The sequence below is a fragment of the Parasedimentitalea huanghaiensis genome (assembly GCF_009753675.1).
Lineage (GTDB): Bacteria > Pseudomonadota > Alphaproteobacteria > Rhodobacterales > Rhodobacteraceae > Parasedimentitalea > Parasedimentitalea huanghaiensis.
Genome location: NZ_WQLV01000018.1, coordinates 62,579 through 77,927, shown reverse-complemented (window position 1 = coordinate 77,927; position 15,349 = coordinate 62,579). Strand labels below are relative to the sequence as shown.

14 protein-coding genes are annotated in these 15,349 nt (G+C 52.9%); 4 read left to right on the top strand and 10 right to left on the bottom strand.

Features of this window, described 5'->3' with window-relative positions:
* Nucleotides 1-182: 182 nt before the first annotated feature.
* Both GO984_RS20945 and GO984_RS20940 read right to left on the bottom strand, forming a co-directional pair.
* Entirely contained in the window at nucleotides 183-1,337 is a 1,155-nt protein-coding gene (locus GO984_RS20945) for an aromatic ring-hydroxylating oxygenase subunit alpha (protein ID WP_157024507.1), read from the bottom strand.
* Nucleotides 1,338-1,450: 113 nt separating this feature from the next.
* Nucleotides 1,451-2,248, bottom strand: a complete 798-nt coding sequence (locus GO984_RS20940; RefSeq protein ID WP_157024506.1) for a helix-turn-helix domain-containing protein — start codon at nucleotides 2,246-2,248, stop codon at nucleotides 1,451-1,453.
* 235 nt (nucleotides 2,249-2,483) lie between these two features.
* Here GO984_RS20940 and GO984_RS20935 point away from each other — a divergent pair, with 235 nt between their 5' ends.
* Nucleotides 2,484-2,855: a hypothetical protein gene (locus tag GO984_RS20935; RefSeq protein ID WP_157024505.1), complete on the top strand. Its 372-nt coding sequence runs from the start codon at nucleotides 2,484-2,486 to the stop codon at nucleotides 2,853-2,855.
* 1 nt (nucleotide 2,856) lies between these two features.
* On the opposite strand, the gene ilvN is transcribed toward GO984_RS20935, so the two are convergent.
* The 4 genes from ilvN to GO984_RS20915 form a co-directional block, all read right to left on the bottom strand.
* Nucleotides 2,857-3,417: an acetolactate synthase small subunit gene (gene ilvN, locus GO984_RS20930; RefSeq protein WP_157024504.1), complete on the bottom strand. Its 561-nt coding sequence runs from the start codon at nucleotides 3,415-3,417 to the stop codon at nucleotides 2,857-2,859.
* 76 nt (nucleotides 3,418-3,493) lie between these two features.
* Nucleotides 3,494-5,245: an acetolactate synthase 3 large subunit gene (locus GO984_RS20925; protein ID WP_157024526.1), complete on the bottom strand. Its 1,752-nt coding sequence runs from the start codon at nucleotides 5,243-5,245 to the stop codon at nucleotides 3,494-3,496.
* 352 nt (nucleotides 5,246-5,597) lie between these two features.
* Nucleotides 5,598-6,242: a response regulator transcription factor gene (locus tag GO984_RS20920; protein ID WP_138163374.1), complete on the bottom strand. Its 645-nt coding sequence runs from the start codon at nucleotides 6,240-6,242 to the stop codon at nucleotides 5,598-5,600.
* Between the two features lie 50 nt (nucleotides 6,243-6,292).
* Complete coding sequence (locus GO984_RS20915; RefSeq protein WP_157024503.1) at nucleotides 6,293-7,720, bottom strand: cache domain-containing protein; 1,428 nt, start codon at nucleotides 7,718-7,720, stop codon at nucleotides 6,293-6,295.
* A 250-nt stretch (nucleotides 7,721-7,970) separates the two neighbouring features.
* On the opposite strand from GO984_RS20915, the gene GO984_RS20910 reads away from it, so the two are divergent.
* From GO984_RS20910 to GO984_RS20900, 3 genes are all read left to right on the top strand, one after another.
* Nucleotides 7,971-9,053: a TRAP transporter substrate-binding protein gene (locus GO984_RS20910; RefSeq protein ID WP_157024502.1), complete on the top strand. Its 1,083-nt coding sequence runs from the start codon at nucleotides 7,971-7,973 to the stop codon at nucleotides 9,051-9,053.
* A gap of 115 nt (nucleotides 9,054-9,168) precedes the next feature.
* A complete protein-coding gene (locus tag GO984_RS20905) occupies nucleotides 9,169-10,125 on the top strand; it encodes a TRAP transporter small permease subunit (protein ID WP_157024501.1) in 957 nt (318 codons plus the stop codon).
* A gap of 17 nt (nucleotides 10,126-10,142) precedes the next feature.
* On the top strand, nucleotides 10,143-12,497 hold the full coding sequence (locus GO984_RS20900) for a TRAP transporter large permease (protein WP_157024500.1): 2,355 nt from the start codon (nucleotides 10,143-10,145) through the stop codon (nucleotides 12,495-12,497).
* Nucleotides 12,498-12,691: 194 nt separating this feature from the next.
* Here GO984_RS20900 and GO984_RS20895 read toward each other — a convergent pair whose 3' ends face one another.
* From GO984_RS20895 to GO984_RS20880, 4 genes are all read right to left on the bottom strand, one after another.
* The gene (locus tag GO984_RS20895; RefSeq protein ID WP_157024499.1) at nucleotides 12,692-13,075 is read right to left on the bottom strand and encodes a VOC family protein; all 384 of its coding nucleotides are present in this window, start codon (nucleotides 13,073-13,075) and stop codon (nucleotides 12,692-12,694) included.
* Complete coding sequence (locus tag GO984_RS20890; RefSeq protein ID WP_157024498.1) at nucleotides 13,075-13,896, bottom strand: arginyltransferase; 822 nt, start codon at nucleotides 13,894-13,896, stop codon at nucleotides 13,075-13,077. Before GO984_RS20890 ends, GO984_RS20895 begins: the two co-directional genes overlap by 1 nt.
* A gap of 84 nt (nucleotides 13,897-13,980) precedes the next feature.
* Nucleotides 13,981-14,412: an RDD family protein gene (locus tag GO984_RS20885; protein WP_157024497.1), complete on the bottom strand. Its 432-nt coding sequence runs from the start codon at nucleotides 14,410-14,412 to the stop codon at nucleotides 13,981-13,983.
* A gap of 62 nt (nucleotides 14,413-14,474) precedes the next feature.
* On the bottom strand, nucleotides 14,475-14,915 hold the full coding sequence (locus tag GO984_RS20880; RefSeq protein WP_157024496.1) for a DUF2852 domain-containing protein: 441 nt from the start codon (nucleotides 14,913-14,915) through the stop codon (nucleotides 14,475-14,477).
* Nucleotides 14,916-15,349: the final 434 nt, after the last annotated feature.

Here is a 15,349-nt window from a genome sequence, read left to right as displayed (position 1 = left end):
CCTATTGCGAAGATGTTCCGAGTTGCGGTGGCCGAGGTCCAGTGCATAAATGTAAGCTTGGGTCAGGTAGAACGCTGACGCATCTTGGTGTGAGGCCGCGTTGGCGGCCTCGGTGTAGAGATCGACGAGAGATGAAGTGTCATTCCTATCATGGGCGGCCAGGAGTCTTGTCTCTAGGGTGATCATTCGGAAAGCTTGGTCTGTGTCCGGTGGCTTTGTACCTGTTCTGCGACCCAGCTATGGAACAGATGTGTTGGTCCATCCATGGCAGGGGAGAAACGTCCTCCGTCAAACCCTGGGGCGTTGCGCCCGCGTTGCATGCCCTCAACCACAAACACATCTTCTGCAAACACCTCTTTCCACTGCGCTGTATTGCGGGCGCGGAGAGCCGCGTCGCTTTGGTCAGCTGCATAATAGATGTGGATATTCTCGATTGTTTTGGCGGGTCCATCCGGGAGCAGGACAATTACAAAGGCATGGTCGCGGTGTACTCCCATCAAGACATTTGGGTAAACTGCTATGTATTCGGCTGCCTTGTCCCAGACATCACTTAGGCCAACAAAATCGGGAAACCTCGTGCCATCGCTGGCCTGAATCTGACGATAGACCAACGTACCCTGGCCCGAGAACGATCCGGGGTGCTCGATGTGGTAGTGATCCTCTAATCGGGAGTAGCTGTTGAGCCCGGGGTGAACCCAAGGCAGGTGATAACTTTCACAGTAGTTTTCGACAGCCAGTTTCCAGTTGCAATCCAGTTTCAACTGAAACCGGCTATCCTCACCTCCATGAAAGAGGGGAACGTCAAATTCAGCCCAACGGGAAATCACGTCTTTCATAGCCGCATCAAAAGGTGGAGCATCACCGGAGATGTTGATCCAGACAACATCACGCCAGATATGGCTGCGCACTTCGATCAGGCCCAGCAAGGCGCGGTCAATCCCATCATGAGTGTTCTGTCCCGGCCCACCAACATGTGGGGTGCTGACCAATTTACCTTCGGTGGAATAACACCAGCTGTGATAAGGGCATCGGATTGCACCCTCAATCTTGCGGGGAGCCTCGACCAAAATCATTCCCCGATGGCGGCAGGTGTTTTGAAACACCCGAACGGTGCCCTGACGATCCCGGATCAGCAACAGAGGGATGTCCATAAACGTGACAGGCACTGCATCACCTGGTTCTGCCACATCAGCAGCAACCGCAAGACCGCTCCATTGGGTCAATAGCAAGGCCTGCTTTTCTTCGGTAAAGACGGCTGCATCGTTATAGTGGGCATTCGGCAGACCCCGAGCCAGTTGGATAGGCAGGTTCACGGGCGACAGATCAGTAACGGGCATTGAGGTTCCTCGCTCTTGCTATCATTCCCTGATAGTGAGCTGGAGATCTTTGTCCGTCTGTTTCGCGACCAGACTTTTCTCAAGGCGACATGCTGTACCGATTGGCGGTGTCGTCAGCTGAACGGGTCACCGACTTGCAACAAACGACGATGGAATGGCGTCAAATTGGATTCTTCAATAAACCCGGAGCTGCGAGCAGCAGTTAAGATCTCCGACCACTTGTGTCCCAGATGTTCGTAGATCATTCGAGTTGCTCTGGTACCATTCGGCCCTTCGCGAACTGTACGGGTAACATAGCCAACCCAGAAGTTGTTTTCGAGCGAAGCGACCCGGGCCAGATAGTTGAATGAGCAGGTCAGAGCCCCCCTGCGTGCGATGATCAAGGCAACTCCATCGTCCTGGCGGGTTGCATAGCCCCGAAATTCTCGGGTTTTGGAGTCAGTGGATAGCCCCTGGTGGTGCATGGCTTCTTTGGCTTCAAACCCTTTGACATATGTTACTCCGTCCTCACGAAATACATATGACAAGCCAATCAAGTATCGGTTTTCCCTAACGAAGCTTTGTCGCAAGAACCGGTAAATACCTGAAGGGAAATTGTCTTCCGTCAGCGTGCTGACACCCTGGCCCAAAAAATCATTCAAGATTGAGCCGTTTAGGATCTGCCCCTTGGTATTGATCGTATTGACTGGGTCTAACAGGATACGGGCGTCCACATCGAAAAATGAACATATCCGATCAAGTACATCCGGTCTCGGAAAGCTCTCGCCGGAAAGATATCGATTGAATTGAGTCCTGTTGATGCCCAATCGTCTCGAGAGTTCTGATATTGACGGATAGGCCTTTGCCAGGTGTCGAAGATTCGCACCAAACATATTGCGTAATTCTGCCGGGGTACGGGATTCCTTTGTCATGAGATGCGGACCTTGGGTTTGTTCAGTTCAATAGTCGGCTGCTATTTGAAGTCGCCATAAGGAATTTAGAATAAAATCGATATACGTGACGCGAATTGGCATCAGTTCTGACGCCATGAGGTATCAAAATGCTACTGTGTCCGACACAAATTGCAAGACCCAGACGCGGAATTAACCATGTTTGAACGCTTCCAATTGGCTCAGAATTAGAGAGTGGTCAGAAAAGAGGTATGACATGAATGGTGTGGTACTGTGGAGCGATGTTCGGCAACATAAAGCCGTCATCTGGTGTGAGGATCAGGGCGACCTTGCTTTCTACTCTCAAAAACAACCTTGGTCTTCGATGGATCTGCATGAAGGGGATTTGGTCTGCTTTGACCTGACCTTGCAGCATAAGACACGCTTAGCGGTAAACCCACAGGTTCTGGAAGAAGCCGCCTGTGCTGGATTGGCGCAGCGTCTGACTGTGGCTGGGCCTCTCAAATCAAATCGTGAACAGGCTGCGTCTGACCTGCCTGTAAGTGCGCAGGTGATTCCTTTTGAGGGAAGTCGGCGCAGAAACGGCGCGAATGTATGTCGCGCCGTCAGAGAGCGTAGCGGCGGTTAACTTAGTCGCCGCGCAGGAGGGCAGCAACGCCAGTCCGGGCGACCTCAACTAAGCCCAACGGGCGCATCAGATCGGCAAAAGCATCAATTTTGTCAGGTGCGCCTGTGATTTCGAAAATGAAGCTGTTCAAGGTGCTGTCTACAACGTTGGCCCGGAAGATGTCAGCCAATCGCAGCGCTTCGACCCGCTTATCGCCCTCACCAGCCACTTTGAAAATAGCCAATTCGCGTTCAACGGCAGGGCCTTCGACAGTCAGATCGTGCACGTCATGAACCGGAATGATCCGACCCAGCTGTGCTTTTATCTGTTCTATCACCTGTGGCGTACCTTTAGTGACGATGGTGATGCGTGACAGATGGCCTGTATGGTCGACCTCAGCCACGGTTAGGCTTTCAATGTTGTAGCCACGGCCTGAGAACAGCCCGATGACACGGGCTAGAACACCAGGTTCGTTTTCGACTAATACAGCCAGAGTATGCCGTTCCTGAACATCCGAGAATGTCGGGCGAAGGTTGTAGGCAGAATGGCGTGTGGAGCCTTTTTTGATATGTAGGGCAGACATTTAAAGTCCCTTTCGGTTCCGGTTGACCTGGTTAGCTAAAGCAACCAGGCCATGTTCTTGAATGAGAGCGAATTGGTCAGACCAGCACAGCGCCGCCGGCTTGAATTGCACCTTCGGTGTCGGCTTCGCCCAGCAGCATTTCATTGTGCGCCTTGCCTGATGGTATCATCGGGAAACAATTTTCATGTTTGGTGACCAGGCAGTCAAAGACAACCGGTCCGTCATGCTCAATCATTTCCATGATCGCATCATCCAGGTCAGCAGGGTCGGAGCAGATGATGCCCTTTGCACCAAAGGCCTCTGCCAGTTTTACAAAGTCTGGCAATGCTTCGGACCAGGACTGCGAATAGCGCGATCCATGCAGCAGTTCCTGCCATTGGCGAACCATGCCCAAACGTTCATTGTTCAGGATGAACTGCTTCACGGGCAGTTTGTATTGTGCAGCCGTTCCCAGTTCCTGCATGTTCATCAGCCAGCTGGCTTCGCCGGCGACATTAACCACCAAGGCATCTGGATGCGCCATCTGAACTCCGATTGAGGCTGGGAAACCGTAGCCCATGGTACCAAGGCCCCCGGATGTCATCCAGCGGTTCGGATCCTCAAAATTCAAGAACTGTGCTGCCCACATCTGGTGTTGGCCAACTTCAGTCGTGATGTAGCGATCGTACTTTTTGGTCAATGCTTCGAGACGCGACAGAGCATACTGAGGTTTGATGACCTTTTTGTCGTCAGCAAATTTCAAGCAATCGACCTTGCGCCATTCATTGATTTGCCGCGTCCAGGATACCAGCGCTTCAGCATTGGTTTTGCGGCCACGCGACTTCCAGATCTTCAACATGTCTTCAAGGACGTGACCAACGTCACCTACGATAGGGATGTCTACGCGGATGACCTTGTTGATCGAAGAGGGATCAATGTCGATATGCGCTTTGGTTGAATTGGGCGAGAAGGACGAAAGCACTCCGGTGATCCGGTCATCAAAACGGGCGCCGATGTTGATCATCAGATCACAACCATGCATCGCCATGTTGGCTTCGTACAAACCATGCATGCCCAACATCCCGAGCCAATGTTTGCCCGATGCCGGATAGGCGCCAAGCCCCATCAGCGTTGATGTAATTGGGATGCCGGTGGCATCGACCAATTCGCGCAGCAATTGGCTGGCCGCCGGACCTGAGTTGATGACCCCGCCACCGGTGTAAAATACTGGGCGCTCGGCTTTCTCCAGAGCTGCAACCAGTTCGGTAATCGATTCCAAGTCACCTTTGACAGGTGGTTGGTAATGCGACGCAGATGGTTTGGGTATGGTATAGGTGCCTGTTGCGAATTGAACATCTTTTGGAATGTCAACGAGAACGGGACCGGGACGGCCAGAGGTCGCAACGTGGAATGCCTCATGCAGCACTCCGGACAGTTCATCAGTGTCCTTCACCAGCCAGTTGTGTTTGGTGCAGGGCCGGGTGATGCCAACTGTATCTGCTTCCTGAAAGGCATCAGAGCCAATCATGAACGTTGGCACCTGACCGGTGAGAACAATGATCGGAATTGAATCAAGCAGCGCATCGGTCAGTCCGGTCACTGCGTTGGTTGCACCAGGTCCCGATGTCACCAAAACAACACCGGGCTTGCCGGTCGAACGGGCATAGCCTTCGGCCGCATGTACGGCGCCTTGCTCGTGGCGGACCAGAATATGCTGAATATCATTTTGCTGAAAAATAGCGTCATAGATTGGTAGGACGGCACCACCAGGATATCCAAATACTGTGTCTACACCCTGATCTTTGAGGGTCTGAATAACCATATCTGCGCCGGTCATCTCACGTGTCATCTGCTTTGCTCCATTGGCGACATTCGTCTTGTGCATAAAAAAAGCCCCCGATTTTTTGTCGGAGGCGCATGGGTTCGAATATGGTTTACCGTTACCGGCCCATGCGCTTGGTTCCTAAAATGACGACTAGGGTGGTCATGCCACTTGCTCCATTATGCGTTCTAGCGGACATTATGTGGGGCGAGCGAGGTCGTCAACAGGCAATCGGGTCGTTATTGGGGTGAATTTTGACATTTTATTGCGTACAGGGTGTTGTTCGCGAAATAAATGCCAAAACATTCCGGACTTCATAGCCAAAGGCAGTGTATTTGCGCATTTCAGAGAGTTAAAAGCCGTGAGCTAAGCGTTGATCTTACATCCCGGCGCCGGTGCCCTGTAGGACACCATGTTCAAGCGCATAGCGCGTTAGTCCAGCAGTTGAGCTAATCCCGAGTTTGCGTTTGATGTTCTTGCGATGGGTTTCGACTGTGCGGACAGATATATCGAGCACATGAGCAACTTCTTTGTTGGACTTACCCTGCGCAAGCTCCAATAGGATAGTTTGTTCACGCGTGGTTAACGCCTCGCGGGTGCTCCCACCTTTGGGTTCCAGAGAACCTTTGGCGCCGGTGCACAGGTATTTGCTTCCCATCATAACGGAATCGATTGCCAGCTTGATTTCATCCGTAGGGACGTCTTTTAGAATATACCCCATGGCACCATGGCTAAGTGCGCTGGAAATATACTCTGGGCTGTCATGCATCGTCAGGATAACAATGCGGGTGGCGGGTGCCCGTTCCAAAAGAATCTCTGTGGCACTGAGGCCGCCAAGGTCCGGCATGTTCAGATCCATTAGAATCACGTCGGGCGCCAGATCTGCAGCTCGTTCTACCGCTTCACGACCATTGTTGAGTGTTCCAACGACCTCGATATCATCATAGCTTTCAAGAATAGATTGGATGCCCTCGGCGACCATAGGATGGTCATCTACAATCAGCACACGGATTAATCTGGTCATTAGCTTCCCCAAAAGCAAACGGCGCGGTTCTGGCACCTATGGCCTAGGTGCTAGTACACCTGCTTAGCCTCGGCCTTATCGCCAGGTGGCAGCAGGTGACTCAAGGGCAGGCGGGCTTCAATCACCGTTCCGCCTTGGGTGCCACGTGATGACAGAATGCGTAGGGTGCCGTCAAGTTGTTCGATCCGCTCCTGCATGTTGCGCAACCCAATTCCAGACCCCGCCCGGTCCTGGCGTGTCGGTAAACCACATCCATTGTCGGTAACGCGGAGCGTGGCGCCCTTGGCGTGGCCGCGCAAATCGACCGAAACATGGTTGGCACCAGAATGTCGTTCAATATTGGTCAGGGCCTCCTGCGCAATGCGATACAGCGCAATTTTGCTGTCTTGATCCAGCCGGTTCCGAAACACGACTGTGTTGAATTCGGTGTCGATGCCGGTGCGAGCTGCAAAGTCATCAGTCAGTGCTTTGAGGGCAGGGCCAAGACCAAGGTCGTCGAGAACACCGGGGCGGAGATCGCGACTTATCCTGCGAACTTCTGAGATGGCGGTGCCCAGATTGTTCAATCCCTTATCCAACGGGGCCTGTGCTTTGTCATGATCGCCGCGGGCCATGCGACGACGGGCATTGTCCAGCGCGAAGCGGACACCAACAAGTATCTGGCTAATGCCGTCATGTAATTCGCGTGCCACCCGGCCACGTTCTTCTTCCTGCGCGTCAAAAACCCGTTGGGTCAACTCTTTCAACTTGGCATCTGCCAAACGCCGTTCACGAATATTCAACAACATACCTGAAGCAAAGACCACCAGTAGAGATGTTAACGCAATGGCACCGATATATACAAATGTACGCTGGACGCGCGCCTCAACTTCAGCTCGGGCTGTTGCGACAGAGGCCAAAACGTCATCAATAAACACGCCTGTTCCAACCGCCCAACCCCAGTCTTGCAACCCTACAACATAGGCCACCATCTGAGCGGTCTCGCCGGTTGAAGGTTTTTGCCACATGAAACTATGCCAACCGGCACCTTTGCGGGCCAAGCGAATGAATTCGTCGACAACCGGTATCCCGTTACTGTCTTTTAGTCCTGACCAGTTCTGATTGATGAATTCAGTCTGGCGCGGGCTTACCAGATTGGTGCCGTCATAATCATAGACAAAGAAAAACCCATCAGTTCCATAGATCATCGACGACAGGATTTGCGCGACTTGAGTCTTCGCGGCTTCATCATTTGGTTGGGCTCGACCGTAGATAAAGGAAAAGCCGTTGCGCGCCTGAGTAACATAATTGCGGAGTTCAGCTTTCTTGGCCTCCAGCAGTTGATGCTCAAGCGCCTGTATTTCGCGTTCAGCCAGGGCTCTCGACTGAAACGCCACCAAAACCGCAATGGCAGTCAGCGCTAAGATCAATGGCAATGTGGCCAACAGCGACAGCTTTTGTGCGTAATTCGGACGGAAAATTGGGCGTAATAGGCGCATGGGACGAATCGATACGCAATTAGGACCGAAATTCAAAGCCCTCTGACGGTCTTGCGTGTGAAATCTATTCAGTGCGCAGGAGGGAAGACAGAAAATTGCGCGAAAACCGGTGAAAACCATCGAAAAACATCCGGGTCTACGCAGTACTAGGTATTCACATCCACTTCGCCGGGGCTAGTCTATCGCCACTTGTATCGATCCGTCCGGCCTTTGGGCCAGGACAATCCGAATTTCTGGGAGGAATAACACTATGGATCGTCGTTCATTTCTAAGAACATCCGCGCTTGGCGGAACTGCGGCTGCCGCCACTACTTTGGCTGCGCCAGCCTATGCAACAGGCAAGCGCACCCTGACTATGGTTACATCTTGGGGCCGTGGTCTGGCTGGCGTATTTGACGCTGCTCAGCACGTGGCAGACAACATCTCTACCATGTCCGATGGCGATCTGACCGTCGACATCAAAGCAGCCGGCGAGCTGGTTGGTGCATTCGAAGTCTTCGACGCCGTTTCCTCGGGTCAGGCTGACATGTATCACGCCGCTGACTACTATTTCACCGGCCAGCACCCTGGTTACCAGTACTTCACAGCAGCTCCATTCGGTATGACACCGCAGGAATTGGTGAACTGGTACTACCACGGCGAAGGCATGGGCCTGCACGATGAACTGGGTCAGATCTTTGGTCTGAAATCCTTCATCGCAGGTAACACCGGCCCACAGGCTGGCGGCTGGTTCCATAAGGAAATCAACGGTCCAGAAGACTTTAACGGTCTGAAGTTCCGTATGCCTGGTCTGGGCGGCAAAGCTCTGGGTAAACTGGGCGCGTCTGTTCAGAACATTCCAGGTTCCGAAGTGTACCAGGCTCTGTCCTCGGGTGCGATCGACGGAACAGAGTGGATTGGTCCATGGGCTGATGAAAAAGCTGGTTTCCAGGAAATCACCAAAACCTATTACACGTCAGGCTTCCACGAGCCAGGTGCGGCCCTGTCACTGGCAACCAACCGTGACGTGTTCGACAGCCTTTCACCTGCGCACCAGAAGATCATCGAAGTTGCGTCCGGCGACACACACCAGTGGAACCTGGCACAGTTCATGAACAACAACGGTGCGGCGTTGCAGCGTCTGCAGTCCGGTGGTGTGAAGACGCTGGAATTCCCTGACTCAGTTTGGGATGCGTTTGGTAAAGCTTCCAAGGACACTCTGGACGAATTCATGGACGACGAATTGTTCGCCAAGATCCGCAACAGCGTCGAAACTTCTATGAAGTCATCCTCGAGCTGGCTGACCAAGTCGGAAGGCGCATATCGTGCGCAGCGCGACCGCGTATTGGGCTAATTCGCCTGATTGAAACCACTAGGATCCTCCGCCGTCGCGGGGGATCCTTTTACTAATTGCAGTAGACAGATCGGCCTGCCGGCCTGATCATCGCTGGCAATCATCCGGGGGCAATATGCAAGAAGAGAGTAGCATCTCCTTGGCAGGGATATTTGGGGGGCTCTTCGACGGGCTCTGGTGGCTTGTGCAGAACATCGGCATGGCCTTTTACAACTTGGGCTATGCGATCAGCCATCCACAACTTTGGCTGGACTGGGTGTTCTGGACCGGGACAACCGAAGAAAAACAATCCATCATGCGCTTTGTTTATTATGGCGGTTCGGTCGAGCTCTTCTTTGTGGCTTTTGCGGCCTTTTTGGTGCTGACCGCGATTGGGCTGTATTACCGCAACTTCATGTGGGGCATGGTGCGCGGGTTAGAAGGTTTCGCAAATACGCTGGGGCGCTTTTTTGCCTGGGCTGGATTGCTGATGGTTCTTCAACAGATCATCATTGTGTTCATGCAACGTGTGTTTACACGGCCTGACATGAGCTTTGGCTTTGGTATTCCACTGCAAATGGACATCAGCTGGTTTGCTGAAGAACTGAAGCTGTACAACGCCATGGTTGTTTGCCTTTGCGCGACCTACACCTTTGTTCAGGGCGGACATGTGCGTGTTGATCTGATCTACGCTGGTGTTAGTTTCCGGACCAAAAAGGTGATCGACATGATTGGTTCGATGATCTTCATGATGCCTACGGCCGTGCTGATCTGGATGTATGGCTGGTTCTTTATGTGGCGGCACCTGATCGTACCAAAGCCATCAGCCAGTGATGCGTTGGATCGGTTGATCATGAAATCCCGGGCACTGAGATGGAACGTTGAAACCATCGGGTTTAGCCCAAACGGGTTTAACGGGTACTTCCTGTTCAAAATCTTGTTGGTGGCTTTTGCCGGCATGATGTTCCTGCACGCGATTGCCTTTTTCTACCGCTCTTTCCTTGAGTTCGTAGAAGGTCAGGGCAGCGAAAACAAATACCTCGACAAGGACAGCCTTGGTGAGGGTGAAGAAGCCTATGAAGGCGCTCATTAACTTAAAGGACATCGGATATGGGATTCGGTCTTGATGGCGTCGAAGTCGGCTTGCTCATCGTGTTTTTCTGCCTTTTCGGAGGCATCTTGTCTGGTTTCCCGGTGGCCTTTGCCATTGCGGGGGCTGGTATTATTTCATTCGGTATTATTGCCTCGCTCGATTCAGCTGGATTGCTGATCCATCAGGCGATTGATACCTCATCTCAAGCCTATACCGACCTGATCAATTCGGGTGTTCGGGCTGACGTGGTCTCGGTGTTTCGATACCCAGACCTGCCGCGCATAGGCGAGTCTGTCTTTCCCAACGGTTGGGAATTTGCGATGGACCGCAATATTTCGTTCATCGTTAACCGTATGAATGAACGGGTACTGGCGGGGGCTTCGATCGAGACTTTGCTGGCGGTGTTGATGTTTGTTCTGATGGGGATCACCCTGGAGCGTTCTAAGATTGCCAACGACCTGTTGACCACAATGGCACGGGTATTTGGCCCTCTGCCTGGTGGTTTGGCTGTGTCGATTGTGGTTGTGGGGGCTTTCCTTGCCGCTTCAACCGGCATCGTAGGGGCCACGGTGGTTACCATGGGCCTGCTTGCGCTTCCAACTATGCTGAAGAACAATTATTCGCCAGAACTTGCGACAGGTGTGATTGCTGCCTCGGGCACACTGGGACAGATTATCCCACCGTCGATTGTGATTGTTTTGCTGGGTACACTGGCTGGAGACCTTTATTCCACAGCGCAAGAAACGCGCGCGATGGAAGCCGGGTGTTCGGATGCGCTGACCTATCTGGGTGAACCGGCTGTTGTTTCAGTTGGTACCCTGTTTCAGGCAGCGCTGTTGCCGGGCATCATGTTGGCACTGCTCTATGCGCTTTACGCCTTTGGCTATGCGATGCTGAACCCGGATAAGGCACCAGCGGTGGCTATGTCTGACAGCAGCAATGAGCCAATTACGCGGGCTGAAGGATTGACATGGTTCCTCGCAGCGCCAATCGGTCTTATTGGTGGCGCGGTCCTACTTGGTTCAGTTGGGCTGATTGGCAGCCAGGATATCACGGTTTCGTCGTTTTCGGATATTGGCAAAACAGCATCGTTGCGTACCAGTGTTGGTGCGGAGTGCCAGGCATCTATGATCGAGTTGCACGGGCAGGAAACTTGGGACCTTGCAGCGTCCGAACAGGCGGCAATCGATGACGCCGGTGGCGTTACTGAAAGCACCCGTTTGAGCGACGAAGATTTGGCGGCAGCCAAGGCAGCTAAGATTGCTGCGGCAGCGCCCATTGGCACTGGTCTGACCGTTCTGATGGTGCTGATGGCACTGATCCTGGCTATTGGCCGCGGTGTGTCTCCGTCGAGCGATGCCAAGCCTTTGATCTTGGGCGCTGTTGGCGTTCTGCTTCTTGCATTGGTGGATGCTGTTTGGATTGCCCCAACAACAACACCGGGCGCTACGGTTCTGATGATTGCGCTGCCAGGCGTGTTGGCGCTGTACGGATGCCGAGAAGCAGCAGCCCGTTGTGCTGGCAATGATCTGATCCGGGTGGTTTTCCCACCGCTGGTTCTGATCGTTGCGGTGCTGGGCTCGATCCTCGGTGGTATTACCAACCCAACGCCCGCTGCGGCATTGGGCGCAGGTGGTGCCATTATGCTGGCGGCCTATCGCAAGCTGCAGGACGAAGGTCGTTCAGGCAAGATCATCATCTGGTCAACATTCGCCGTGATGATCAGTATCCTGATCGGGGTCAACTTTGACCTGCGGATCAATCAGGCCAATGTCAGCTTTGAGACCTGGGTGGCCTTTGCATTCGCATATGCTGCTTATCTCTATGCGTTGTTTGGGTTGTTGTTTGGCTGTTGGGTCCTGTTCAAAGGCGGGGTGTTGTCACCGATCGTACGGGAAACCGCCAAGGTGACCTCGATGGTGTTTACCATCCTGATCGGCTCGCAGCTGTTGAATCTGGTGGTGATCTCGTTTGGGGGTGAGCACTATATCCAACAGTTCCTGAAGAGTTTCGACAATGAGCTGACGGTCTTTCTGATCGTGATGCTGGTCCTGTTCTTCCTTGGGTTTGTACTGGATTTCCTCGAGATCATTTACATCGTGATCCCAATTGTAGGACCGATTATTTATGGCGGATCGTTTGATCCAAAATGGGTAACCATCATGATTGCGGTGAACCTGCAGACCTCGTTCCTGACACCGCCATTTGGCTTTGCGCTGTTCTATCTGCGCGGCGTGGCGCCTAAGGAAGTCACCACAGGGCACATCTACCGCGGCGTGATCCCGTTTGTATTGATCCAGGTGGCCGGGCTTGCACTGTTGTGGTTCGTCCCATCAATCGTGACCATTGTTCCGGCATTGATCGGCAACTGAATGGTCTGAGAGCAGATGTTTCTGTATAGATTTGTAAGGGGCCCTGCGGGGCCCCTTTCTGTTTAAGGGCTATGGGGGCGCTGCCCCCGTCGCGGCGAGCCGCGACTCCCCCGGGATATTTTGAGCTAGATGAAGTGAACGGGGGCGGCAAGCAAGCTGTCCTGCCCTGTACAGATAGGTCAGGAAATAGGTGGTTATGCCAGCTGGAGAAGATCCCAGCGGTTGCCAAATGGGTCCTGCCAGACCGCCACAGTGCCGTAGGGCTCGTGGCGGGGAGATTCTTCGAAGTGGACGCCTTTGGCCAGCATTGCAGCGTGGTCCTGAGCAAAACTATTGGTGTGGAGGAACATGCCAACCCGACCGCCAAACTGATTGCCTATCGCGGCTATTTGTTGTTCGTTATCTGCGCGGGCTAGAATTATGCTGCCCTGACGGGCCCCAGATGGCAGAATCCGGACCCAGCGTTTGCGGCCCTGATCTATATCTTCAGCCAGCTGAAATCCAAGTGTTCCACAATAGAACTCTATCGCAACGTCATAATCCGGTACCAGCAAAGAAAAAGCGTAGAGGTTTTGCATCAGCTGCTATGCGCGCGCCGGTCGGGAAGATTAATGTTGGACACTTGTTCGGCAATAGGGTCAGTCGAAAGAGGATGCAGGTTGGCTTCAAAAGATGCGGCATCCTGCATTGGCTGCCAACTGCCGCCGCTATAGACCTCAAGCCCGGTAAAGCTGGCTTTGTAGCTCATCTTGGGGCTGCCCGGGACCCAATACCCCAAGTAAACATAGGGCAGGCCAGCTTCGCGAGCAATTTCTATGTGATCCAGGATCATGTAGGTGCCTAGCGAATTTCTGGGCAGATCGGGGCTGTAGAAGGAGTACACCATACTTAGCCCGTCTTCGAGCACATCAGTGAGGGAGACGGCTGTCAGTTCCTCCTGTGTGGCGTCACTATATTCCACAACACGGCTACGGATCGGGGTTTCTTCTACCATCGCGGCAAATTCGAATACATCCATGTCGGCCATACCGCCATCAGCATGGCGACTGTCGAGATAGCGCCGAAACAAGGCATATTGATCTTCGGTTGCCCAGGGTGACGTGGCGCGCCGTTTAAGGTGAGTATTGCGTTTCAGAGTGCGCTTTTGGCTGCGCGTTAATGTGAAATCTGAGATATTGATGCGCGCAGACAAGCAGGCCGAGCATTCAGCACAGGATGGCCGGTACAAAACATTTTGGGAGCGTCGGAACCCTTGTTGTGACAGGCTGTTGTTCAGCTGCTCAGCATCATCTCCCTGCAACGCAGTGAACAATTTCCGCTCCATCCTGTCCGCCAAATAGGGGCAGGGCTGCGGAGCAGTTACGTAAAACTGCGGTGCTATAGGAAGCGTGTGGCGCATAAGGGTCCGGGATGGTTTCGCTATCTGTGTCGGAATGATAACAACCCTCTGCCCAGCCGCCAAGTGGGCATGTGAGATAAGGTTTCAGACTCGTTTATTCAAAGCCACGGTGCCCAGAAACGCATCAGTAAGACCTTGCCCACGTGAGGATGTCAGCATCATCACAACCGAGATCACCTGCAGCAGTGGCATCATTAGTGAGATCGAGTAGCCGGAGGTGTGCAAAACAGCCAGACGCAGATCAAAACGGTGGCCAGACAGATCGCGTAACTCAATCCCAGAAAAGCGCATGCCCCAGGTCGCTGAATCATTGGCGAGCGTTACCACCCGATATGCAAAACCGAGAACCAGGAACAAGATTGGCCAGAAGAAGAAACCAACAAATACTGTTGCAAGGGACACGCCGAAACACAGCACTGTAATGATAATACTGTCAATAACCCAGGCCAATAGGCGTTTACTAGCCACCGCTTGATAGAATTGCGGATGATAGTCGGGATCGGGTAAGGCGGTCATGGTTGAAAATCCTATGCTGGAAATTCCCCCGCCCAAATAGGGCAGGGGAGAGGTGTCGGAAATCAGGTGTCTTTCGAAGAATTGACAGGGTCAGTTTCGGCCCCAGCAACTTTTGCGCGATCATCCATGAAGTCATCAAATTCGGCTTTGTCTTTGGCGTCGCGAAGACGTTGTAGAAACGATTCAAAGTCGCTTTGCTCTTGCTCCAAACGCCTCAGAGTGTCCTCCTTATAAGCGTCGAAGGCGCTGTTGCCAGTTGAAGACATTGCGTGACGCGACCATGATTTGCGGCGCGACATGTTACGGCAGGATGATGCAAACATCTTTTTGCTCCAAGTCATGTAAAACAGAAGGGCCAGGCCAATTGGCCAAAAGAACACAAAGCCTAAAACCATCGCAGCAATCCAGGCACCTTTGCCCTTACTGTCGAGCCAAGACTCGCTTCTTGAAAACCATCCCTGCTCGCTGATCGGCGGGGGGGCTGTGTCGGTATAAGTGGTCATGGACTGTCTCCCTTGGTGTGAGTAATGTAAATTTTGTTTACATGATCTATATTGGGACCAAGGAAGATCATTGCAAGGCTTCATGTAAATCTTTTTTACATTGCCGCCGTTTTGGATGTTTGTCATGTTATATCAAAGGATTGTGGCGGGTGTAGCCGGACAGACTTTCTTGCACGGATGGACAGAGAAAGTTGCAGCAACTCGTTTTTGGGTTCTAGGGAATCCTAGTGGCAGTTTTGACGGAGGTCACCCTCAGAGCGTTGGAAGTGCTTCCATATTTCGAACCGCATTTGCCCAACCTTTCCAAACTCTGGATGTAGCCGGACAGACTTTCTTGCACGGATGGACAGAGAAAGTTGCAGCAACTCGTTTTTGGATTTTAGGGCATCCTAGCGGCAGTTTTGACGAAGGTCACCTTCAGAGCGTTGGAAGCG

What these genes read in the sequence shown, in the direction of transcription:
- GO984_RS20945 (WP_157024507.1), bottom strand. Translation starts at nt 1,337, where the DNA reads ATGCCCGTTACTGATCTGTCGCCCGTGAACCTGCCTATCCAACTGGCT.
- GO984_RS20940 (WP_157024506.1), bottom strand. Translation starts at nt 2,248, where the DNA reads ATGACAAAGGAATCCCGTACCCCGGCAGAATTACGCAATATGTTTGGT.
- GO984_RS20935 (WP_157024505.1), top strand. Translation starts at nt 2,484, where the DNA reads ATGAATGGTGTGGTACTGTGGAGCGATGTTCGGCAACATAAAGCCGTC.
- ilvN (WP_157024504.1), bottom strand. Translation starts at nt 3,417, where the DNA reads ATGTCTGCCCTACATATCAAAAAAGGCTCCACACGCCATTCTGCCTAC.
- GO984_RS20925 (WP_157024526.1), bottom strand. Translation starts at nt 5,245, where the DNA reads ATGACACGTGAGATGACCGGCGCAGATATGGTTATTCAGACCCTCAAA.
- GO984_RS20920 (WP_138163374.1), bottom strand. Translation starts at nt 6,242, where the DNA reads ATGACCAGATTAATCCGTGTGCTGATTGTAGATGACCATCCTATGGTC.
- GO984_RS20915 (WP_157024503.1), bottom strand. Translation starts at nt 7,720, where the DNA reads ATGCGCCTATTACGCCCAATTTTCCGTCCGAATTACGCACAAAAGCTG.
- GO984_RS20910 (WP_157024502.1), top strand. Translation starts at nt 7,971, where the DNA reads ATGGATCGTCGTTCATTTCTAAGAACATCCGCGCTTGGCGGAACTGCG.
- GO984_RS20905 (WP_157024501.1), top strand. Translation starts at nt 9,169, where the DNA reads ATGCAAGAAGAGAGTAGCATCTCCTTGGCAGGGATATTTGGGGGGCTC.
- GO984_RS20900 (WP_157024500.1), top strand. Translation starts at nt 10,143, where the DNA reads ATGGGATTCGGTCTTGATGGCGTCGAAGTCGGCTTGCTCATCGTGTTT.
- GO984_RS20895 (WP_157024499.1), bottom strand. Translation starts at nt 13,075, where the DNA reads ATGCAAAACCTCTACGCTTTTTCTTTGCTGGTACCGGATTATGACGTT.
- GO984_RS20890 (WP_157024498.1), bottom strand. Translation starts at nt 13,896, where the DNA reads ATGCGCCACACGCTTCCTATAGCACCGCAGTTTTACGTAACTGCTCCG.
- GO984_RS20885 (WP_157024497.1), bottom strand. Translation starts at nt 14,412, where the DNA reads ATGACCGCCTTACCCGATCCCGACTATCATCCGCAATTCTATCAAGCG.
- GO984_RS20880 (WP_157024496.1), bottom strand. Translation starts at nt 14,915, where the DNA reads ATGACCACTTATACCGACACAGCCCCCCCGCCGATCAGCGAGCAGGGA.